At 55.9% G+C, this 21452-nt stretch carries 18 protein-coding genes and 2 pseudogenes; 8 read left to right on the forward strand and 12 right to left on the reverse strand.

From position 1 onward, the window contains the following. Nucleotides 1-1318: 1318 nt before the first annotated feature. From D0T21_RS28325 to D0T21_RS28340, 4 genes are all read right to left on the reverse strand, one after another. A complete protein-coding gene (locus tag D0T21_RS28325) occupies nucleotides 1319-2293 on the reverse strand; it encodes a ParB/RepB/Spo0J family partition protein (protein WP_116993132.1) in 975 nt (324 codons plus the stop codon). Between the two features lie 3 nt (nucleotides 2294-2296). Next, nucleotides 2297-2959 carry an AAA family ATPase gene (locus D0T21_RS28330; protein ID WP_116993133.1) on the reverse strand — a complete coding sequence of 221 codons (663 nt, stop codon included), beginning with the start codon at nucleotides 2957-2959 and terminating at the stop codon, nucleotides 2297-2299. 1572 nt (nucleotides 2960-4531) lie between these two features. Further along, a complete protein-coding gene (locus D0T21_RS28335; RefSeq protein ID WP_116993134.1) occupies nucleotides 4532-4996 on the reverse strand; it encodes a hypothetical protein in 465 nt (154 codons plus the stop codon). Nucleotides 4997-5028: 32 nt separating this feature from the next. Next, the gene (locus D0T21_RS28340; RefSeq protein WP_147328196.1) at nucleotides 5029-5274 is read right to left on the reverse strand and encodes a hypothetical protein; all 246 of its coding nucleotides are present in this window, start codon (nucleotides 5272-5274) and stop codon (nucleotides 5029-5031) included. Nucleotides 5275-5485: 211 nt separating this feature from the next. Between D0T21_RS28340 and D0T21_RS28345 the strand changes: the two are divergent. Then, nucleotides 5486-5863: pseudogene (locus tag D0T21_RS28345) on the forward strand (transposase); the annotation flags it as partial. A gap of 1 nt (nucleotide 5864) precedes the next feature. Next, a pseudogene (locus D0T21_RS28350) lies at nucleotides 5865-6152 on the forward strand (transposase); the annotation flags it as partial. A gap of 83 nt (nucleotides 6153-6235) precedes the next feature. Here the strand turns inward: D0T21_RS28350 and D0T21_RS28355 are convergent. From D0T21_RS28355 to D0T21_RS28365, 3 genes are all read right to left on the reverse strand, one after another. After that, nucleotides 6236-6514: a hypothetical protein gene (locus tag D0T21_RS28355; RefSeq protein ID WP_116993136.1), complete on the reverse strand. Its 279-nt coding sequence runs from the start codon at nucleotides 6512-6514 to the stop codon at nucleotides 6236-6238. A gap of 45 nt (nucleotides 6515-6559) precedes the next feature. Next, the gene (locus D0T21_RS28360) at nucleotides 6560-6730 is read right to left on the reverse strand and encodes an H-NS family nucleoid-associated regulatory protein (RefSeq protein ID WP_116993137.1); all 171 of its coding nucleotides are present in this window, start codon (nucleotides 6728-6730) and stop codon (nucleotides 6560-6562) included. 79 nt (nucleotides 6731-6809) lie between these two features. Then, nucleotides 6810-7769, reverse strand: coding sequence for a hypothetical protein (locus tag D0T21_RS28365; RefSeq protein WP_147328197.1), 960 nt, complete (start codon nucleotides 7767-7769; stop codon nucleotides 6810-6812). A gap of 637 nt (nucleotides 7770-8406) precedes the next feature. On the opposite strand from D0T21_RS28365, the gene D0T21_RS28370 reads away from it, so the two are divergent. The 4 genes from D0T21_RS28370 to D0T21_RS28385 all read left to right on the forward strand — a co-directional run bounded on the left by D0T21_RS28370 (nucleotide 8407) and on the right by D0T21_RS28385 (nucleotide 16604). Further along, complete coding sequence (locus D0T21_RS28370; RefSeq protein WP_147328198.1) at nucleotides 8407-9321, forward strand: hypothetical protein; 915 nt, start codon at nucleotides 8407-8409, stop codon at nucleotides 9319-9321. Next, nucleotides 9318-10595: a tyrosine-type recombinase/integrase gene (locus tag D0T21_RS28375; protein WP_116993140.1), complete on the forward strand. Its 1278-nt coding sequence runs from the start codon at nucleotides 9318-9320 to the stop codon at nucleotides 10593-10595. Before D0T21_RS28370 ends, D0T21_RS28375 begins: the two co-directional genes overlap by 4 nt. Before the next feature lie 96 nt (nucleotides 10596-10691). Continuing rightward, complete coding sequence (locus tag D0T21_RS28380) at nucleotides 10692-14420, forward strand: hypothetical protein (RefSeq protein WP_116993141.1); 3729 nt, start codon at nucleotides 10692-10694, stop codon at nucleotides 14418-14420. Between the two features lie 126 nt (nucleotides 14421-14546). After that, entirely contained in the window at nucleotides 14547-16604 is a 2058-nt protein-coding gene (locus tag D0T21_RS28385) for a DUF4238 domain-containing protein (RefSeq protein WP_116993142.1), read from the forward strand. Between the two features lie 297 nt (nucleotides 16605-16901). On the opposite strand, the gene D0T21_RS31905 is transcribed toward D0T21_RS28385, so the two are convergent. Next, nucleotides 16902-17375, reverse strand: a complete 474-nt coding sequence (locus D0T21_RS31905; protein ID WP_147328199.1) for a hypothetical protein — start codon at nucleotides 17373-17375, stop codon at nucleotides 16902-16904. Nucleotides 17376-17980: 605 nt separating this feature from the next. On the opposite strand from D0T21_RS31905, the gene D0T21_RS28400 reads away from it, so the two are divergent. Together D0T21_RS28400 and D0T21_RS28405 are read left to right on the forward strand one after the other, a co-directional pair. Continuing rightward, entirely contained in the window at nucleotides 17981-18949 is a 969-nt protein-coding gene (locus D0T21_RS28400) for a hypothetical protein (protein ID WP_147328200.1), read from the forward strand. A 709-nt stretch (nucleotides 18950-19658) separates the two neighbouring features. Further along, nucleotides 19659-19820, forward strand: coding sequence for a hypothetical protein (locus tag D0T21_RS28405; protein WP_229211670.1), 162 nt, complete (start codon nucleotides 19659-19661; stop codon nucleotides 19818-19820). Nucleotides 19821-19911: 91 nt separating this feature from the next. On the opposite strand, the gene D0T21_RS28410 is transcribed toward D0T21_RS28405, so the two are convergent. The 4 genes from D0T21_RS28410 to D0T21_RS28430 all read right to left on the reverse strand — a co-directional run bounded on the left by D0T21_RS28410 (nucleotide 19912) and on the right by D0T21_RS28430 (nucleotide 21442). Next, entirely contained in the window at nucleotides 19912-20286 is a 375-nt protein-coding gene (locus tag D0T21_RS28410) for a helix-turn-helix domain-containing protein (protein ID WP_116993147.1), read from the reverse strand. Further along, nucleotides 20283-20579 (reverse strand): DUF6516 family protein, encoded by a 297-nt coding sequence (locus D0T21_RS28415; protein ID WP_116993148.1) that lies wholly within the window; start codon nucleotides 20577-20579, stop codon nucleotides 20283-20285. Before D0T21_RS28415 ends, D0T21_RS28410 begins: the two co-directional genes overlap by 4 nt. 283 nt (nucleotides 20580-20862) lie before the next feature. Continuing rightward, nucleotides 20863-21228 (reverse strand): type II toxin-antitoxin system PemK/MazF family toxin, encoded by a 366-nt coding sequence (locus tag D0T21_RS28425; protein ID WP_116993149.1) that lies wholly within the window; start codon nucleotides 21226-21228, stop codon nucleotides 20863-20865. Further along, on the reverse strand, nucleotides 21215-21442 hold the full coding sequence (locus D0T21_RS28430) for an antitoxin of toxin-antitoxin stability system (RefSeq protein ID WP_307720733.1): 228 nt from the start codon (nucleotides 21440-21442) through the stop codon (nucleotides 21215-21217). Before D0T21_RS28430 ends, D0T21_RS28425 begins: the two co-directional genes overlap by 14 nt. Between the last annotated feature and the right edge of the window lie 10 nt (nucleotides 21443-21452).

A 21452-nucleotide genomic window follows, 5' to 3' on the forward strand; every position in this document is an offset into this window, starting at 1 on the left:
CAGCACTATCCAATAAAAGTTAAATTTCAGGCCCAAACAATGATATCTAAATGCAAACAATAAAGAGTTTTGCAGAGAAAGACTATGGCTCGGTGACGTTCAGTGGCATATTCCAGGCCTTTTAAGGCCCCTTCTTACCGCGCAAACTACTCAGCCTAAGCATGGTCCTGCATTTTGCTAACTAAGCTAACGCAGCCTCATCTAATGACTTTCATCTTCGATGAACAAAACAACAACTCCTTGCAATCGACCGGTACACAAAAACAAATGCTTTTGACCTTCCCACAAACACTCCCTGTTGAATCTCCCCTTCGGGCCACCTGGCGAGGCTTGGCCACGTCAAATTACTAATTTCGACAAAACATACCAAGTTACGTGGCAAAGCTACGCCACAGGCCTGCAAACGCTGTATTCAGCTATTTCACGAGCGGGGAACCCTCTACCACCCCCTGTGGAAGCTCCCTTTAAGGGCTTTAACTTCATCAGACTTTAAATTTCACTGCCGTCATTCCTCTTAGCCTGCTACGGCTAGCTTGGTCCCTGCTAAAGCTCCCAATCACACTTTAAAGTCTACTTCCATGATCTTTTCAGTTAGTGCATTGCTCAATGAGGATAGTGAATGAATGTTCATTTCTCCTGTTTATCCAAACGGCCACAACAATGGATACAAAAAAGACGGTGCCATGCTTCACAGTAGAATAGTAAGTACTCACTACCAAGACACCGATTTACCGGTGATGCTGCACAACGGTAATAATTTTGTCTCCTATCACTCCTTGTAGAGTCTCCCTTATACTCCTAGGGAAGCGCTGATTTATTCGTTTTCTGAAAATCTACTCCTTGATAAATCAAGGACTTACAACGCGCAATGGACCGAAAAATCGATTAAATCAGCGGTTCCCTAGAACCAACAGAAAGGAACCCTTACAAGTGGAGCTCCCCGGATAAGCTCCCCTTAGATATCAATTTTGGCATTTCCCGCTTCTCGCCTTCAAATTTTGTCGAGGCTCCTTGACAGTCGTCTGATAGAAAATTGCACGCTAAAGGTGAGATCCAACGGGGACCCAAGTTATTGGAGAGCCTCAACCGGCTGGGAAGCATAACCGTTGTCGCCCACTGTAGAACTATGAAATACTTAGAGCGTTCAGCGCCCCATTAACCACTTCCGAAAAAAGGGAGCTTGAACAGGGACTGTCCCCGTGCAAGCTCCCTTTTGGACGTCAAGCCTAATATTCCGGTGAAGATGAGCCTCCTCTACTCGAAGAGGTCGACTTTCTTCTATAACTCGGTGACCAGGGCAGCCTGCTCTTTCCGATCTTCACTCTTTTGCGAATAGCGCCATGATTTTTGCAGTGATCTCCTCGGCACGCTCGGGAGTGAGCCCTTTGATGGCCAGTTCGATACGGCCACCGTCCTCGAATGATTTGAATTCACCTTTAGCTCCATGGAAAACGAAAGCTTCGCGGGTGGAGCGAGGTCGCTTGACCGGCCCCTTCGCCGCAGCCTTTCGACGGGAGGCGACGTCGCGATATCCGAGTCCCTCTTTCGCTGCTTCCCGGATCAAGTCGATGGTTGGCTCGTCACCTTGCTGTTCCCAAAATTCGCGAATCGCATTAAGCATCTTGACGGTTAGCAATTCCGGGGACTCTGAGCATGACATGATTACTTTTTGCGGAAGTTGAGCCAAAGAGAGTATCCGGCTGACATGGTCTTCTCCAAGAGTGAGCGCTTTCGCAAGTGCGCTTTGGGTAGGATAGACCTTGCGCGCCAGGAGTTCTTTCCAACGAATTGCGTCGTCAAGTGGAGTCTGATCTCGACGCTCAACGTTCGCCGCGCGAGCCATTTCATAGAGTTCGCGGTCGCTCTCTGGTTTTGGTCGCAACTCTATGCGAAGTGATTCAATCCCGGCAGCTCGAGCTCCGCGAAAGCGCGTTTCACCTTCAATCAGAACCACGTATCCATCGTCATCCAGGTAACCCAGTGCCGCTACCCGCTGTCCGTGAGTTTGCATCGATATCGCTAACTCGTCGACGGCTGCGCTTGTGTAAACAGCCCTGGGATTGAACGGGTTTGACTTGATCCGTGATAACGGAGCGTGAACTATTTGGCCAGGTGTGGCCGTGATGCGATCTTGGCTCGAGCCAAGAGTTGGAATAACTGGGTCTGCCGCAGGCGGGGTGGATACAGGTAACGGCGCCATGCGCGGATCACCAACGATCGGAGCGCTTGCGGCGCCTTCTTCTGCAAGAGCAACTGCCTGGGCGGAGATAGGTTTCTTTTTGAATGTGGCCATGGCTTACTCCTTGTTGGCGAGTTCGACGATCTCGTCGTAAAGGAATTGCATTTCCTCGATGGCTTTGAGTGAACGGTCCGAACCTTTAAGCTCATGAAGCGCCCTGCCTGTTTTGCCGGTTGCCCTCCAAGCTTCGCGTTGCGCGATATAACCCTTGCAAACTGGTATGTCCTCGGAAGCTAAATATGCGCGTAACTCAGCAGTCGCCTTCGCATTTTCCTTTGTAGAAACCCGTGTCAACACTACGTGGGCAGGAATACGCCCTTTTTCATGACGAGGATCAAGCGCCCGAAGCGCCTCGAAGACATTCAGCGTCGATTCCATTTCTTGCTGGTCGGGACCACATGGTACCAGCACCAAGTCGGAAAGTGCCGCGCACTCCAACATTGTGCGGTAGTTTTGCGCGCCGATGTCAACCACGACCAGTGTGTATTTGCCGGCGAGATTCGCGATCTCCGTAGCAGGCTTCGCCGGAAGAGATAACACTGGAATCGATGGGGTGACGCCCTCCTCGTTTCGAATGCGAGCCCAGCTCATCGCTGAACCCTGTTTGTCGGTATCCAGCAATACAACATCGACGCCTTGCGAAGCCGCCAACGCCGCGATATGTGTCGCCAGTCGTGTCTTTGAAACCCCGCCTTTTTCGGCACCGATCGTGATAACCATGCGTATCTCTTTCTATAGTGTTGAATTTGTGACCTATATTATCGCGCAAATTCGTCCATTGATGTTGGAAAATATATAAAATTACCTGCATGATTTTATGGTTAAAAACCAAGCTTAAGCATTACTGTGATTCACTAATCCTTATCGCTACAGAGTTGACCGCCCTCGGGCTATCAAACCTCCCTTGGCTCGAGCCAAGGTTACGCTACACCACATGCAGATATGATCGAATCTCCAATCGCGTTTGCGAATTGAGCAAACGGCAAGGCATACCAATGTACGTATTGACTTAGGTTTTAAAAGAACATGCTGGCTTATGTCGTAGTCAAGAAAACTGTGATGATTAGAATGGAGCTGTCGCCCATATCACGCCGGACGCTTTTAAACTCTCCGGTCATGAAAGTTGGCTCGAGCCAATATGAACCGTGTTCCTACCGCTTCATAGATACGTGGATTCAAGTATTTAGCTATGTGTGATGCAAGTATGAGGGGACATCGTTTAAAGACTTTAGGACATCTATGATGTGCCCAAGTAGCTGTCATCTTGCCCTGTCGATGATGATTTGATTGTTTTCCAGTTGAGACCTGGTGAACAGCCTCAACTCGCATCAAGATCCTGATGATAGACCTCCTACCGATACTCAAAGGCGTGAATTTTTCCGGATTATCCTTTCCTCAAGGTATTGGTGTTGAAGTTGGCTCGAGCCAAGAGTGACGATGCTCCCCCTTCACAGGATAAAGACGAAGCAGAATATCAAGGTCGCAGGATACGTCCTCTTAGCTTGCCAATCGGCTGGCGCTTTTTGCGCGTCGCTATCAGGAACGCCACTAAACGGAGGGAAGCGTGAATACTTTCCAGTTATAGGAATCGCACTTTATCTCATGTATACGCCAGTCGCAGGCTTAGGATGTGGAAAAAATAAAATGAGTTGGTGGTTACAGCTAGCGGAAACGGAAGAGGAGTCACCAATGTAGATGTATAAAGATATAGTGAATGTGGTGCAGTTTGACCCAGCCCCCCGTGCTTGCGTTCTATCACAATCTTGTCCTTGTCCTTGTCGATCTTGGCTCGAGCCAAGATCGACAAATATGGCACTTTCACTGCTCATTACGAATGTATTTTCTGGGGAAGCTCGTTATAAGGAATTTTATAAGACGAGGTCATTCGAAGTAAGGGGCTAGAAAGGACTGGACTATACGGCTACGATTGCTTGCCGAACTTTGAACGCTCGCAGATCACGATGCTATATCGGAGAGCATCGCATTCGTGGCGATGCTGAAGATTAAAAAGAGTCCAGAGTATCGGATGCACGGTGCGAAAATACGATTCTTGGCTCGAGCCAAGGTAGCGTATCCCTGATACAGTAGACACGATGGCTTAGACCTAACGCTTGTCGTTCATGATTGGACCGAGGCCTTGGTAGTGAGAGGGGTAGAATGCAATTCGCTATCCGGGTTGAAATGAGAACCAGTGTCCGGATTCATGAGAATACACACAGGGGGACATACCCGAAGCAGAGGGCCGGTAAGTTGGATATCGCTGGCCATAGATTTTCCGGGAAACGAGCTGGCCTATTTCTGCCGCATAGCCGGAAACTTAGCGCTGCTGGATAGGACGGACGCCGAAGGTGTAACCGACGATGGCTGTTTCTTCATCGCTGTTGTTTGAATAGGTTCGGAGACCACCTGCATCGTGACCGCCGCAGGGCGGGCGGGTGGTTTGTACTCGCCGGTCCAGGCGGCACGATAAACAATGTAGGCGCCAAGAACCGTGATTATCAGGCCGGCGACGATTGTTACTGGCAATACGCTTGTATGCCGGCGAATCCAGGACCCTATTCCTTCATGCAGGCGAAGAACCTCAAGCGCCTGCCGGACTGGTTCTATCAAGGTGTTCGGCTCAGTTACCTTTGGAAGAATGAAGGCCAGGTGCTTTCGCAATAGTTTCTTTTCCCTAGCAGTCGTGTGAGGGAGGTAGGTGCGCGTGATACTGGCGGTGATATCGATAGTGCGGTCACTGGTCGGGTCGATAAACATGAATGTGATTAAATATTTGAAAGAGCAGGTGACTATATATTGACGGAACTCGATTGCATGGCCAATGCCGTGAGTCGGGCATCATCGTCATTCTCCTGCCAGCCCATCGTCAGATCACGCCATGTTTCAAGTGCGCCTATCGCGCGCTGGTGGAACATCGAAGCGACGCCGACCGGATCACCGTCCATGCGGACATTCCGAGCCATCTCGTTGTAATTGGTAATGGCGGTTTCTGCTGATTGAGTGAGCTGCTGGTAACTCCAGCGCTTCTGGCTCATACCAAACTCGTGGAAGGTGAGGGGGGGGCGCGTCCAACCTTCGGCGAGGGCGATCAGCTGCCACTGCGGCATTTGTGGATTGTGTCCCCAGACGTGGTGTATGAAGTTGGTGCCGAGTTCGGCGCCGAGGCTTGAGCCTTGTTGAGGCGGCCATTGTGATTCATGGGTAGGTTTGGGTTTGCCAACTCAATCTAACTCAGAGGAGATCACAATGACCAGCCCCACTACTATGGCATTGACGGAACTTGCCGCCAAGGGTGTCGATGCCGATTTGGTCAAACAAACGCTGCAATTTGCTTTGCAAAGGCTAATGGAGATGGATGTCGAGGTGTTGTGCAAGGCGGCCTACGGCGAGCGCAGCGACGAACGTGTCAACAGCCGCAACGGCTACCGCGACCGCGTCTGGGAAACCCGCGCCGGCACTGTCGATCTGAAAATTCCCAAACTGCGTAGCAGCAGCTATTTCTCCGGCTTTCTGGAGCCCCGTCGAACCACCGAGAAGGCTTTGACGGCGGTTATCCAGGAAGCATATATCCAAGGCACTTCGACGCGTTCGGTCGACGAACTGGTCAAAGCCATAGGCACTGGTCATTCGGTGCGATAACGGCCCTGAGTACATCAGTGCAGTGACCGCAGCCTGGGCCGCCAAGCGCGGCATCCGCATCGACTTCATACAGCCGGGGCAGCCGCAGCAGAACGCTTACGTTGAACGCTACAACCGCACCGTGCGCTATGACTGGCTGGCTCATCACCTGTTTGAAACACTGGACGAGATCCAGGATTTTGCAACCCGTTGGCTGTGGACTTACAATCACGACCGGCCCAACATGGCACTTGGCGGCATCACACCGAAACAAAAGCTTGCCTTGGCCGCTTAACCTCTACTTTTAGCGCGCTCTAAAAATGGGGGGATTACCGGTCACGGAATTCTCTTTTCGGTATTATTTCATGCCCCCGATATTCAACCAACGTCAACATCCTGTGCCTCATCCCTTGCTTTTTCCAATAGCTTCACCAGTTCATGATATTTGGGGCCTCCGCCTATTTCAGGAACGGCGACAGCAAGGAGGATAGCTACCACGAATGTTTGAACGAAAGTACCGGAATCAATAAATCCAAAAAGAAAAAAAACTAAGCCAATTAGCATTAGCGCCAATATGCCCCATCGCTTGATAATTGTGCCAGCAGTCTTTCGCTGCGCTGCTGCGATCAATCCAAGCTCAGCTTGCGAGAACTTCATACTCTTCCTTTTTCAGTCAAAATTAATAGTGCCACAAGAAGTCAATCAGCGTTGAAAACTTTCCACCTTTCCCGCGAGATCAGTCACGCTTAAGCCGTATGTTTTCATGATTTCAGTAATTTGTGCTTTGGCTAATGCTATCTCAGAAGAGTGAGCTTCTTTAGCCTTGTTTTCTAATTCGGCGATCTGGGCTTTGATTTCTGCGTAGGTGCTCATGCTTGGGTTCCTAAGTTTGTTGATTTACTGAGATGGACCCGACACCACCGAATCGGATCAAACTAACGTTTCATCCAATTTACGTGTGGAGGTCTACCATGGATATCGATATTCTCGGGATTGATCTAGCCAAGCGAGTGTTCGAGCTCGTCCCCAACGGTGGTTCCCATTTTTCCACATTATTGGGACTTGGGAGTTTTTGCACAGCAAATGCGCCGAATGCATGCAAAACCCCATCGATTTGGGTCAGGCATTCGGCAATGAGTTCGTTGGTAATGTAGCAAATCCACGGTTTGGAATCGCGTGTGGCCCACTGAAACCAGGTGGTCTGCCATTTCTCGCCGGCGATTCTCTCATTGAATTTTTCTCGCTCGTGCACCGGCCATTCAAATCCCAAGTGGAACATCTTGTTGCGGTACGCGAAGACTGCACTCAAGGTGGTTGGAAGGCTGGTCGGCAAAAATTCTTTCAGGCCGATGGCGCTGGATAATTGCATAATGCCGGCGTCCATACTATCGAAGCGCGCACCATTTTTCTTCCAAGAATGCCGGCAGTTCCACGCCAAGTCGATATCGGCCTTCCACCTCCGATGATCGGGTAACGAGTCGGTATTGGCGCCGTAGAAAGACCTAGCCGAACTGAATGCTTCGTTGAAAATCGTCTCGATGAACGGCGCCAGCATGCCGATGGCGGCCATGCTGTGGGCGGCGTCAGCATACACGGACGCATGCAACCTATCGCTGCGGTCGTCGCTCGCCCATCGTCCTTGTTCCTCACTCAGATGCGGGATCGCCTGGTCGATCCTCTGGATGTCCGCGGTGCGTCGGTCTTCATTTTTCTTGTGCTGATCCAACAGGGATCGCATGGCCTGCAGCTGAGCTTCATAGTCGACGGTGGGCAGCAGGATGCATGCGTAGTCTCGCGTCGGCATGTTGCCGAAAGAGTCGTGGAATGGGGTCATGTCGTGGGGCAGTCCTTTAGCGGGGTTGATTTTTCCTCCTGGGCGGATGGGAAGCGCGTGCTGAACGATTGTAGTCACAAACCTGCCGTGACGATAGTTGCTGGTCGTCTTGGTCCGATGAAGCAAATGTGTGACGGTTGCTCGAGGAAACGTGTGAGGCCTGGCTGCTTGGGAAGTGCACACATAATAAAGTTGGACACGGGATACCTGGCAAACCGGCATGGCGGCGTGGAACCGGCGCCGCATTGCACGGGTTCGGTGCAATTTGGTGTCCAACTCTATTGTTTGGTGTCCGACTTTATTATTTTTCAACAAGCGATGGCGGCGCGTGGGTGGGAATTTTTAAAATAAACCTACTAATGATCTAAAACACTTAAGGAATGCTAAGTGTTTTAGTTGTAAATACAGGTTCGTTAATTTAAATTTTGTACCGTCATTTATACCCACGTGGATGCCGGTGTGCTATCCTGAAATCGGTTCTTTTCAAGGCAAATCGTGAGACATGGCCTTGTTGGGCGCCCGAGTGCACGTGTCTTCGGGGTGGGAAGTGAATTTTTCAACTCGACACCAGGCTTCCAGGTGACGAATTGACTTCCTAAAACGTGTCGTTTTACGTCGCAACCGTTGGTCCACGGTGCGCTCCTGCGGGAAATTTGGCTAAAAACTGTCAGTAAATTGTGCAACCCCGACACCGATCGGAAGTCATTTTCACAACGTGAACGCCATGCACCCGCCATCTTCTTCCTCTGTTGACCCATCTCCGGCGCACGGCGGCCCCGGCCGGCCACGCCTGGCGCTGACCGACGCGCAGGCGCGCAGCCTGGTGCAGCTGGTCGCGGCCATCGTCGCCCGCCACGCCAACGACACCCGCCAGCACCGGCCCTTCGTCCACGATTTCGTGCGCGCCGTCTACCATGCTACGGGGGCGACTTACAGCGCCGCGTACTACCGCAAACTGCTCAATGCCTATGCGCCGGGACGCACCCCGTCCACGCCCACCATCGAGTCCGAAAAACGGCAGCTGGTGCACGAACTCTCGCTGCGCGCCGTCCCCCGCGAAGTGATCGCGCGCGTGGTCGACCCGCTGGATACGTCGAGCGTCGACCCTGCCCCGCCGCCAACCAGCCCGGCCACGGATCAGGCGCTGCAAGAAATCCTCACGCTGCAGCACCATACGATCTCTCTGGTCAACGGGGCGGCGGCGTCCGCGCCCGGCGCCGGCGCCGGCGCGGCCTCCGGGTTGCAGGCCCACAACGACTATCTGCGCGAACGCCTGGCCAGCGTCGAGGCCGAACTGGCGACGACGCGCGCCTACGCCGCCCGAATGGCCGCCAGCGTGCAGGAGGAAGCGAGCCTGGCCGCCGAACGGGGGCGCCAACTGGAGGCGCTGCACAAGACCGTTGCCGAACAGACCGCGGCGCTGGCGGCCATGGCCACGGAGATGACGGGGACCCGCAATTTCGCCATGCAGGCGGTCGACGGCGTGCGCGGCGAGACCCGCGCCGTGCGCGAACGCTGTGCTTACCTGGAGGCGCAACTGAAGGACAAGGACCAGCAGCTGGAGCAGTACCGGCAGATCGCCTTTAGTAAGGGCGTCGCCCCTGTCTCGAAACCGGGGATGGCGCGATGACGGCGCTGATCCCCGCCTCCGCTGTCGCTGGCGACCTGGTGGCGCTCGGCCCGCAGAGCGGCCACACGCTCGGCCCGGTCGCCGACGACTGGGCCGCCATCGAGGTGTGGCTGTCCGCCGTCGCCGACAACAGCCGTAGCCGCACCGACGAAACCGTCAAGACGTACCGCTATCATTTGGCGAAACTGCGCTGGTACTGCGAACAGGAACTGGGCCGCACGCCCTCGCACTGGAGCGCCCAGGACGTCAAGGCCTTTAAGATGTTCTTATTAAAACTGCCGGAATGGGCGCTGTGCTGGCCCGGCGCCCTCAAAGGCGACGAAGGCTACTCGCCATTTAGAAAAGCGCCGGGCGCCAGCAGCCAGGCCGATATCCTGCGGTTTTTACACGCGCTGTTCAAGGCGCTGCACGGCACCGGCTACATCCGCTTAAATCCCATGGTACTCATGAAAACGGGCAAGCCGCGCCGGCTCGATAAAACCCGTGCCATCGATTTGGATCTGTTCCAGTTCGTGCTGCAGGTGATGGACAACCGGCCGAGCGAGAAACAGACTGTGCACCAGCTGTATCTGCGCGATCGTTTCATATTTATTTGCCTGCGCGAGTCCGGCCTGCGCGCCTCCGAACTGGTGGGCGCGAAGATGAGTGCGGTGCAGCCGTTCAGCGATCCCAAAAATCGTAAAACCTACTGGATCTTCAAGGTGGCGGAGGCCACCGCCAAGGGCGGCAAGGAACGCACGGTGCCCGTCACCCCCGCCCTGCTTGACGCGCTGACCGCCTACCGGAGCGCGTTCGGGCTCCCCCCCCTGCCCGGCAACGATCCGCAAGACTATGGACTGGTCTTGTCGGTGCGCACGCACCCGTTGGCGGCCGGCCGCCATGGCGGCACCATCAACAACGCGGCTGATCGCCGGTTCTTCGGCGCCTGGCGTAGTGTTGGCACTCGCTTTGGACTGCATGGCATCGTCAAGGGGAGAATACGCGAGGCGGTCGCCGCGCTGGAGGACGCCGGCGAGCAGGTGCTGGCCAAAGAACTGGAACGCGTGTCGTCGCACTGGATGCGCCACACGTTCGCCACGGCGGCGCTGCTGGGCGGCCAGGACCTGCGTGTGGTGGCGTCGGCTCTGGGCCACGCCAGCGTGACAACGACCATGGTCTACACGGAGCAGGACGCACTCGACCAGATCCGCAGCTGGGAAAATGAACATCCCGGCAGCGTGGCGCAGGTGTCAGTGCCGGATCAGGTAACACCCACAACCGGCCGGTCCTCATGATGGATCAAGACCTGGTAACGTCAACTTGCATTGCGGCGGTTCTGCCGTTGCAGGACATGGATGGTGGCTCCCCCACATTGAAAACGAAAGGCAGCCATGTTTGAAGTGACCGCGGACGATATCCATCGATTGAGCGACAGCGACCTGCGATCTCTGGTTGGGCGCTTGTGCGTCGCCGAAGTGCGCAAGCGCCAGCAGTCCAGCCTTGCCGTGACCTACGGCGGCCATCAGGACGCGCCCGACGGTGGCATCGACGTGCGGATCGACCTGCCGCCCGACGCGCCGCAGTTGACCGGGTTCGTTGGGCATTGCATCGGCTTCCAGGTCAAGAAGCCGGCCATGGGGCCGGCCGAGATCAGCAAGGAAATGCGGCCCGATGATGCATTGCGGCCCGTGATCGCCGCCTTGGCCAAGGCAGGGGGAAGCTACATCATCGTTAGCAGTGGCGATTCCGTCTCCGCCACGGCACTCAACACGCGTCGCGCGGCAATGCGGGCCGCGTTGGTTGATTGCGCAGATGGCGCCGGATTGACAGTCGACTTCTATGACCGCCAGCGGCTGGCGACCTGGGTCGGCGAGCATCCGGGCGAAGTGCTCTGGGTCAGAACAAGGTGCGGCAGGCAGCTGCGTGGCTGGAGTGGTTACGAAGACTGGAGCTATCCGGTGCTCGCCGGGACCGCCGGCTACCTGCCCGACGACGGGGCCAGGATCCGCATCGGCCGTGGCGCCCAACCGATGGGCACGGGCGCGGCGTTGCAGGCAATGCGAAACAAGCTGTCGACACCCGGCACGGCGCTGCGGTTGATCGGCCTGTCCGGCGTCGGCAAGACCAGCCTGGTACAGGCCCTGTTTGATGAACGGGTGGGCGATGGCAGCCTGCCGCAGGCGCTGGCGGTCTACACCAACATGGGCTGCGATCAGGATCCGCCACCACCGTCGATGGCATCCGACTTGATCGCTTTGCAGAAGCGCGCGGTGCTGGTGGTGGACAATTGCATGCCGGAGATGCACCGCGAGTTGGTGCGCCTGTGCCGTCGGGAAGGCAGCCTGCTGAGCCTGATCACGGTCGAGTATGACGTGCGCGGGGATCAGCCGGAGGGCACCGAGGTGGTCGAGATGGCCGCCGGGAGCCGTTGGCAGATCGAGGCGTTGCTGAAGGTACGGCATCCCCATCTTGGCGCCGGCAACCGGGACGTGATCGCCGATCACGCCGGCGGTAACGCTCGGATCGCGCTGGCGTTGGCTACCACGGTCCGCGATGGGGACAGCCTGGCGGGATTGAGCGACGCGGACCTATTCCATCGCTTATTCTGGCAGCGTCACGCCGTGGCCCCCGAACTGCTGGCGGCAGCGCGCGCCTGTGCGCTGGTGTACTCGTTCGACGGGGACACGCTGGATGGAGTGGCGGCGGAATTGCCCATGCTGGCCCAGCTGGCCGGAATGGATGCGCTCCGGCTGGCAGGTCATGTCAGCGAATTGCACGCCCGCGACCTGATGCAGAGTCGCGGCCAGTGGCGAGCGCTGCTGCCGCACGCGCTGGCCAACCGCCTGGCCGAGGAAGCGCTGCGCGCGATTCCGTTCCAGCACCTGCGTAACGTGCTGGAACATTCGGCGCCACCGCGTTTACTGCGCTCGTTCTGCCGGCGCCTGTCTTACTTTCCAGATCACCGCGTGACCTTGGACCTGGCGGCCGAATGGCTGGTGGCGGGGGGCCGCCTTGGGCAGCCCGCCTCGTATGATGACGAGCAGCGCATGATGTTTCATTATCTGGCGCCGTCAGCGCGTGGCCTGGCGCTGGCGCTCCTTGAGCGCTGCGCCGTGGTCGACCTGATCCACTATCACGATGTGCTGCTGGAGCTGGTATATGACGCGGCCCTGTTCGAACGTACCCTGGCACTGATGTTGCGCATCCGGCTGGAACACGCCGATGCCCATGCGACGCGGGCTGCGGAACAAAGCATCGTGGGCTTGTTCGCCATTCACGGCCCAGGGACCATGGCCCCGTGGGAGCTTCGCCTAGGCATTGTTGAGCGATGGCTGTCCGAGCCTTCGGCGGCGCTGCAGCAACTCGCCTTGGATGCGTTGGAGTACGCGGTGCGCCGCGTCGTGATGGGACCGCCATCCTGGCAACGGGCCATGGACTGCGACGACGGGCTGGCGCCGGCGGACAATATCCAGTCGCTGGCATGGTTGGGGCAATCGATCGCGCTGTTGGCGAAGGAAGCAACCGGGCGGACGCGTCATGCGGCCGCCGCCAAGGCGAAGTTGGCCCAATCGTTGCCGGCACTGATCTTTGATGCCGCCAGCCGGCCCGCGGCATTTGCCGCGCTGCGCACGGTCGCGGCTGCTGGATTCTGGTTGCATGGATGGCGTTCGCTGCGCATGGCCCGGGCGCGCATGCCGATTGAGTGGAGCGAGGCGGAACGCGTGGTCATGGATGCGCTCGAAGTGATCCTGAGTCCGTCCGACCTGGCTGGTGAGGCCTTAGCTGCCCTCAGCGCTGTCGCCGAAACTCCTGGAGAGAGTTACGAGGACGGACTGCTGCGGTTGGACGCCGCGCTACTTGCCATCGGACAAAGGGTTGCGGTCGAGGATGGGGCGCGCGATGCGCTGCTGCCTGAGTTGATGTGTAGCGGCGGCCGGTGCGAACAGCTTGGACGCGCCTTCGCCATGGCGATAGACCCGGCCGTTATCTGGCAGGAAATGGTGGCGGCCAGTCGGAGCCTGCCGATGGCAGAATTGACGCCGAATCTGATGCGGGGTTTCCTGGTTGAACTCGGCCGGCTAGACCCGCAGCTGACGGAGCGATTACTTGAGGCGGTCCTCGATGACCCGCAACTGGTGGTGATGTTCCCTGCGCTGCAGGGCGCATTGGGCTACGGTCGCGCAGCGCTCGAGCGCTTACACCGTTGCCAGTCGACGCGCCCGGGCCCAGTGGCGGACTTTGCCGTGATCGGCAACGCTTTGCGTGGTTTGCTCGATGACGGCAGCGGGCTGCTTAAACTGCTCAGGGAGGTTGTGCTGTGCGACGGCGGCCTGCAGGCAGGGCTGCACATCGTGGCGCAATGGCGACTCTCTGGTGGACAGCCTTCAGCGGAGCGTCAGACGTTAATTCTCACCGCGGCAGAAATTGTGATGCAGCGCGTCGATTTCAGCCAGTGTGACGATTCGCTCGATCAACTGGAGGCGAACGTGGCCGCGCTGTGTCTGGCAGGCCCCGATGGAGAACGGATCGGCACCGAGCTGGCCCAACGGTTGAGGCTCGCCGTTTCCGGCAACCGGTCGTTTGCAGTTTTCCACCGGCAGTTGCTGGAGACGCAGTTGGAATTGCAGCCAAGGGCGACGCTCGATGCCATGATTGGACCCGCAGGTGCGTTGCCGGGAGCCGAGGGCGTGTTCTTCCATTTACCCGACGAACCAGGCGCAGTGCGAAAGCTGGGCCGTGACTGGATGCTGGCGTGGTGCCGCGAGGATCCAGCACCACGCAGTCGCTTTGCACTGCAGGTGTTCCCTCTGCTGGAGTCCGACCCGGTCTCGCGCCGGACGGTGGTCGCGCCGGTGGCGACGGCCTTGTTCCGGGAAGGCGCCGATCCGGTTGACTTGCTGGCCAGCGTCGCACAGCGGTTTTGGCCATCGTTCTACGCTGGATCACATGCGGCGCAGATCGAGGCCCATGTTGAGGCCATGGGGCAGTTGCTGGCGATGCATGACGATGTGTTTCGAGGCGCAGTGCGCAAGCTGCAGTCCGACATGCTTGACGCCGCCGCAGAGGAACGCAAATCTGAAAGCCGGGCAGCGCGAGAGCACGGCGGGCGATTTGAATAGGTTCACCTGCCATCTCAGTGGAGTTGAACCCAGCTTCGTTCTCCCAAATGGCGGAGCTTTCTTCAAACCCGCGGCGATGCATATCGAGTAGTCGCAGACAGGAACACAACGACGGAGGAGTTCTACGTGGCAGGACGGAAACAGCACTATATCCCACAGGTTGTCCAGCGAGCCTTCGAAGCATCGCGCACTGGTACGAAGTCGCAAGTGTTCGTCTTTCGGAAGGGGCAGCCTGAATACTTGACGTCCACGGAAGGTTCCGGTGCGGAGCGCGACTTCTATTCCAATCCTCTCAAGGATGGGAAAGGCGCTTTGGACGACAAAATTACAGATTTCGAAGGCGAGCACCTTACGCCCATCCTGCGGGCGTTGCGGGCCACTGATAGTGGTGAGGTCGATGCCGAACTTGCCGCCATCATCGTCGCACATTTGGCTTTCCGCACCGCCCATCTGAGGGGGGCCATGGCTACCATGGTTGGGAGTGCGGTTGGTCAGATGAAGTCTATTGTTGAAGACCCCAGCGCCATACGGAGATTTTCCGGAATTGATTCGATGCGATCCGATTCAGCCATGACCGAGCGTGTTCGGGAGGAGCTAACTGGTCTAGGTTCGGATGCATGGCCGGAAAAGGACCGCAACGCCATAGAGCGCATTGTCATTTTTCTGGTACGGGAACGGTTCGACGATTTGGTGACGGTCCACGCAAACGGAGTATTGCGTGACGGGCTTGCGGCTCTCGAGGCCGGGATGTCGGACACGGTTGTGAAGGCGCACGCACGTGCTCTCTCCGAGTCGCTGGTGCCTAAAGAGCGTGTTGGTGCATTGCGTCAGTTAGATTGGCGCGTCGTCACCTCGGACACACCAGACCGACATTTCATTCTGCCTGACTGCGTCGTCGTCGCGAGTTCCATTTCGGACGATGAATTGAAACCCCTCGCAGCATACTCAAATGAGGAAACTGCGGTGGTCGTTATGCCGCTCTCATCCCAGCAGCTCCTGATCGGAAGCATCTCTACAATTCATATCGATCAAGCTGACATCAATCTACAGCTTGCGAAATGCTCCTTGGACTTCTTCATTAGTTCGAGGCAGGACGAAGCGACACGCTTGATTGCCCGGTCAATCGGCGAAGCCTCCCTTGGGATCGATATCGATCTGTTTGAGCAGGACGATGAAGCGTCAAGCGAGATAACGGCCGCGCGACTCCCCATTGCCCCACGATTGTTAATCCGGGCGCCGGTTGGTAAGCGTGGAGACGCGATAAAGAAAATTCTGCATGCCGTCGCCGTCGAGACAGTTGAACCATCAACGATGGGTAGAATCGAGTCGATCACGGTTCCAGCCAATCTGCGCACCGCGCTGGAGGCCGTTTGGCAGCGGCCTTGTACTGGCGACGAATTGCAAGCTGCAGCCTACGGGACGGTAGAGCTTATAAAATCAGGCCAGGACTGGAAGTGTCGAGTAATTATCCCGCTGAACTTGGCGGAAATGCTTGGGCAAACCGTTGATCCGGAAAGGCGATTGGGCGCCACGCGAATAGTAAAGATGAACCTCGGGCGGGCATACTATATCGATTGTTGGGCTCAGCGACACCCAGAGATTTTTGACCGACCACATGTGGATCAGTGGACCCAAATTGTGTCGCAAGCGGTGTTCCGCGCCGCGTCCGATTACTTCGGTGGGTTGGCCGCCGCACGCCATGCATCGGAACCCCTGCCAGGCGGCGATGCTTTGCAGGAGCTAGCCTCGAATCTTCTCCTTGGTATCGCAGGCATGCGTGAAGCGAGACAGAGGTTTGTCACACATCGGGACGTGAACCAGATGATTCTTGAAGCTGGCCAGCCCATCGAATTTATACTCGTCTCGACTGCCTCCGTGTTCGGTTTTCTTGAAGCAAAGAACACATCGATCAAGAAAACTTCTGAAGCCGGAGGTATTCTGTCCAGCGAAGGATTATGGGAATGGGGCGTGCTTTTCGCCAAGGATCTTCGGCTGCACTACGAGAGGCGGCATCGATGGTCTTCCGAAGCGGAACTTCAACACCTTGGGAGCCACGTCGAACGCCTTTTTTGGACGATTGGCACGATCGTATCGCCAATCGATGGCGGTCACTGGATCGATGTCGTCGATGATGAAAGGATGGCGTCGATTAATCGTATGCTTAGCGGCAGCAAACTGATGTGAGCCACCGCTATTGTTTACATCGTCCGACAATGCATCAGTCCCGAGGTGTGGCGCTCGGGTATTGCGTTGGAGGACGGCGGCGAGCAGCTGCTGGCCAGGGAGCTGGAGCGTGTGTCGTCGCACTGGATGCGCCTCACCGTCGCCACCGCGGCGCTGCTGGGTGGCCAGGACCTGAGCGTGGTCCAGTATGCCCGAGATGATCGCTGGCTCTGCGCAATGCCGGCGCTGATCATTCATCGAAAAATGCAGCACCTTCGCATAGGAAATTCCCTGCCATGGTGCGGTAGAAGGTTGCTGCTAACGGGGTAGTTGAACGGTGAATCCAGACGCCCTGAGCCTGCCCCACCACCGCTTTTCAGGGAAGCGTCGCCGCCAGGTCACTTTTTGGTCGCCATAGTTCATTGCCATGAAGGACTGGAACCAATCGAGTTTCGTTGTCGTGGGGACGATGACGGCGTTCGGAAACGCCGCCTGCAGCATCTTCAATAAATCGTTTTTTGTGCGGCTTGGGCTCCCTTGTTTTCTCTCAGCACACCATGGGGTAACGATGGTCAGGTCCTTGACCGATTTAGGAAGCCTGTTCGATAGTTTCACTATGGCCCCGCAGCCTTCTTGCAACAAGGCTACCCGTAGAAGTTTCGGACGCAGGAATTTACCCTCTTGTGCGACTCGAAAGTGGACGGTCGCAGAGTGTCTATTTTCTCGTTTATAGTGAAAATGAAAGGTGTGCGTGCGGACGGTGCCGTACCGCGAGTAGGCTTGATAGAGCAAGGTGCATATCAAGACTAAACAAGCGTAAAGGACAGTTGAGTCGGACCATCCGTGTATCCAAGAATTGGGATATGTGCCGACGATGAGAACAGTAGCAATTGTCGACAACCAGAGCAAGCTCCAAAGGAAGAGGGGTGGAACTGCGAGTAGCATAGTTTCACGGGCTTTGACGTTGGGATCGTCTACTAGGGCCATTCTGGCACATTTAGTCAACCAAGCGAATGATCCCAACAGCGCGAATGTGCTGATAAGCAAATATTTCAAATCGTCCTCCGACGTAATAAAGGTATAGCACTTGCGGCGCGAAAATGGCCAGACATATCGGGAGATTGTAATTTCTCCGGTGCAATACGATATCACTTTCAGTTTAGGTCTGGCTGCCCATCGTCCAAAAACAAGTCCTAAACTGGTCTGTCAGCGTGATGAACATGTTACGGTGCTAGAAGGGGGGAGCTCGACGCCATTTCCGCCGGAATAGATCTTGGGTGACATAGGTGATGTAGTTGCGACAGTCACAGCATATAGGCAGTTCTCCCAGGTGTGGCGTCAAGTTCGCTCCTATAATACCGCTCTCGCTGGCAATTTCATCAACAGATAAACCGAACATGCACCATCATCTTCCTCAAGACATTTCTGCCGCACTTGACGATCTATCTGCTCCACGCTTGTTGAGCTACCGAGTCTTCTTCAACAATCCCTCGGACCCGGAACTGTACGGTATCTATTGCTGGAATGATGCCATTTCCATGCGTTTGATGCGCCTGATCGGCAACATTGAAATCATTCTGCGGAACCGACTGCATCGTGAGTTGAGCCGGTTCGCCTATAAGCCTGGCGTTTCGACCGGCACCCCAGATGCCAACGACTGGTACAGGTTTGTGATTTCCCCAGGGACGGTGGCAGCGAAACTGATTGGGAAACAGACGACCGGTGGATTGCTGGTGTCCACAACGCCTTGCCATCACGTGGTGGCCCAAATGACCTATGGGTTCTGGCCCAGACTCTTGCAAATTAGGAAAACGAGCTCGAACCTGCCAATTCCTTGGAACACCATAATTCCGTCTGTGTTCCCGGATCACAACAAGAAGGCCAGCACCTATTGGACGTCCCAGCACGAACAGGACAAGCTATTCATGCGTCTGGATCTGATTGGAGAATTGCGCAACCGGGTGGCTCATTTCGAGCCCGTATGGAAGTTCGGGGAACTGAAGGATGAGTGGATTCTTCGGACGAGTCACCCAGTCAGTGTTGTCGCTCCTGCCCCGACGTCGCCGGCACAAGCTATCGCCCGGCTGCGTTTGGTGTATGCGCGGACGACCCAGCTTCTTTCCTGGCTGTCAAAAAGTAGGGCTGGAGATTACATGGCCTCCGAGAATCATCTCAATCTTGACTGGCTGCTATCACAGGAGGGTTTCGACCATTTCCGCAATATTGGCAACGCGAAGACCGTCAGGTTGAGTTCGCTAACCAAATCGTGGGGGATAAAGCTCGATCTGCAGGGGAGCAAATCGGTGCTGATTGAACACAAGCAGCAACTGATCGGTCGGTATTTTTCGCTGCAAGCAAAGCCCTAGCACAAAGACAAAGAGCCATCCTTTAAGGATGGCTCTTTGATGGAACGCTTTGCACCTACAAACCCTGGGGGGTTGCTATTAACCATCCCAAGTTAGCGCCTGCAGATGACGACAGGACAATAGTACCACAATTAACCGAATATGAGCAATTGCGACCACACCCGGCTATCGTTACAAAGCCGAAGACCAATCAAAATACTAAATGTCGGGCAAAGTGACTTTCTTCTGGTCATTGCTATGCCGATTGGACCCTTCTCTCAGGGGGCCTTCCGTTTATGTCACAACGACGGAGACGATGAACGCGCGTACGGTGCACATTAGGCAACAATTCCATCTTGATAATTCAGATTATCAGGTAAGTACACCCAAAAAGAAAACGGCCCGAAGACCGTTGACGTGTGTTGTGTCTACCCCTACTTTGCCTGCCCCTTTGCGGGCTTGACGAACCGCGTGCGACGTGCGCTCGCGCGAGTTCACCAGGGGCAACGAGTCCCGACCTTCTGGATCGATTTCGCGTCGGCGTCAACAAACTGCTCCCATGCTCAACATCGATCTCAGACGGGTCCTTCTGGCATGCCACTGATCGCCAGCGTATTGAACGTCGTGGGTACCGGACGATGACCGCGCGTCTCACGGGTCAGTTTTCGGTCGGCGCCAACATCACACCTTCGCGACGGCGGCGCTGCTGGGCGGCCAGGACTTGCGCGTGGTGGCGTCGGCATTGGGCCATGCCAGCGTGACGACGACCATGGTCTACACGGAGCAGGATGCGCTGGACCAGATCCGCAGCTGGGAAAGCGAGCGTCCCGGCAGTGTGGCGCAGGTGGCCCCGGCGGGCGACGCTACCCCGACACCAAGCGCATCCTCGTGACATATCAAGAGAGAGAGCAGTTAAAATTGGAGGCAGAGTTAGGCAACGCGTTGACTGCGACACAGTTTAGGTGAATGGATTGGCCGCTATGTCAGGCAAGCAATGCTTCCAATTTGAACCGCTGTGCTGCAACGCTGACTTCCTTCATTCGGCCGTGCCCAGGTAGTATGCATAACTCGACCCTCACCAAACCAACCTTTGCAAGCTGGTCTACATCGCGTTTGACGGCGCTGCGGTCTCGGTGCAGACGCTCCGAGATGGCCGATATTGAACCAGGTTTCTCCTTAATTGCACGAAACAATGCCAGACGTGCGACAGTGAGCAACTTGAGGACGTCCGCCGGGTCTTCGAAGCTGATAACGCTCTCGGTGGGCAGAGGGCGCTTCTGATCGGCCAACTGCGCGATCTTGCGGCCGCGACTGAAAAACTCGGCCTCGTCGCCGGTTTTGATGATAAGTGTAGTCATTTTCGCTCCTGCAATGCGGTCCAGTCACGTTCGAAGCTTTCTTCAATATTGTCGAAAGTCGTGAATTCAATTGGCTCAACTATGCCCAAGTAGTGCCGATGGTGCCCGTCATGAGCATTATCGTAGCCTACGACGCGGCCATTGTCTTGCTGGAATATCCGATGGTTAATGTACGCAAGGTTGTAACGGCTAATGTTGCCTTTTGCGTCAGCCCACACCTCCCGTCGAAGTTGCCCATTTCCGCGTTTCTCTGTAATTACGTGCGATTCGTCAATTATTTTTCTATCAGCCATGATCTAGTATATCACTCCTGATGGCGATGGAAGCAGTGCGCCCCGGCAGCGAGCCGGGGATCAATGCTTGTTACTGGGGAATTGCTTGTTTTTTGCCAGTGCGGACGTCGGCCATCAGATCGGCATGAAGGTCGTCGAAGAAGCCACGGAGAGCGCCGTTGTAGCCTTCTGCCTGGAGCAGCCAGCCTTCGGGCCGGTCCGCGCCTCCAACGAGTTGCGCAAGCGTGGCAAGAGGTTCGCCGCCTCCCCATGCGGGGAGGCGGCCGATACACTAGTTTCTCGGTTACAGCTGCAGCAAGATGCGCAATGCTTCCTCGATCCGACGCATGTGATTGGTGCTCACTGTAGCGATTGGTTGGGTTCCCATAAAACGCTTGTTTGAGATCGCGCGTACCTGGTCAATAAGCAAGTCCGTAGATTTATTCAAACCCGGCAACTGACCGAGCGCTACCCTCAAGGGGAAGCAATCTTCGCTTTCTACATCACTGGTTCCAGGAATGACGATCGTCGTTTGGTGACCGGCGTCGTTCAAGGGGTTGGTTTGAATGACAAGAGCCGGGCGATGTTGCTTGCCCGGCTCTTCCTTGTGTATTTGGGGATCGAAATCAACCGCCCATATTTGCCCACGTTTTACTTTAGGCAAGGCCATCTCCTATAGACGCGTCGATTGATTCGTTAAAGTCTGCATGCTTCGCAGTGAGCTTACGAGACAGGGACGTCAAGCGTTCCGCCATCGTGCGTTCGTTCTTCTCACGCACAGCTTCACGTACATATTCCGAGTTGTTGAGCCCGACTATTTCGGCAAACGATTGGGTTTGTTGCACAAACTCAGGCGTCGCACGAAAAGAAATGGTTGTTGTCATGATAACTCCT

It is taken from the genome of Duganella sp. BJB476 (genome assembly GCF_003416895.1).
GTDB lineage: Bacteria > Pseudomonadota > Gammaproteobacteria > Burkholderiales > Burkholderiaceae_D > Rugamonas.

Bases quoted from the DNA above. Each gene is read 5' to 3' on its own strand.
- D0T21_RS28325 (WP_116993132.1), bottom strand. From the start codon at position 2,293: ATGGCCACATTCAAAAAGAAACCTATCTCCGCCCAGGCAGTTGCTCTT.
- D0T21_RS28330 (WP_116993133.1), bottom strand. From the start codon at position 2,959: ATGGTTATCACGATCGGTGCCGAAAAAGGCGGGGTTTCAAAGACACGA.
- D0T21_RS28335 (WP_116993134.1), bottom strand. From the start codon at position 4,996: ATGTTTATCGACCCGACCAGTGACCGCACTATCGATATCACCGCCAGT.
- D0T21_RS28340 (WP_147328196.1), bottom strand. From the start codon at position 5,274: ATGAGCCAGAAGCGCTGGAGTTACCAGCAGCTCACTCAATCAGCAGAA.
- D0T21_RS28355 (WP_116993136.1), bottom strand. From the start codon at position 6,514: ATGAAGTTCTCGCAAGCTGAGCTTGGATTGATCGCAGCAGCGCAGCGA.
- D0T21_RS28360 (WP_116993137.1), bottom strand. From the start codon at position 6,730: ATGAGCACCTACGCAGAAATCAAAGCCCAGATCGCCGAATTAGAAAAC.
- D0T21_RS28375 (WP_116993140.1), top strand. From the start codon at position 9,318: ATGACGGCGCTGATCCCCGCCTCCGCTGTCGCTGGCGACCTGGTGGCG.
- D0T21_RS28380 (WP_116993141.1), top strand. From the start codon at position 10,692: ATGTTTGAAGTGACCGCGGACGATATCCATCGATTGAGCGACAGCGAC.
- D0T21_RS28400 (WP_147328200.1), top strand. From the start codon at position 17,981: ATGCACCATCATCTTCCTCAAGACATTTCTGCCGCACTTGACGATCTA.
- D0T21_RS28410 (WP_116993147.1), bottom strand. From the start codon at position 20,286: ATGACTACACTTATCATCAAAACCGGCGACGAGGCCGAGTTTTTCAGT.
- D0T21_RS28415 (WP_116993148.1), bottom strand. From the start codon at position 20,579: ATGGCTGATAGAAAAATAATTGACGAATCGCACGTAATTACAGAGAAA.
- D0T21_RS28425 (WP_116993149.1), bottom strand. From the start codon at position 21,228: ATGGCCTTGCCTAAAGTAAAACGTGGGCAAATATGGGCGGTTGATTTC.
- D0T21_RS28430 (WP_307720733.1), bottom strand. From the start codon at position 21,442: ATGACAACAACCATTTCTTTTCGTGCGACGCCTGAGTTTGTGCAACAA.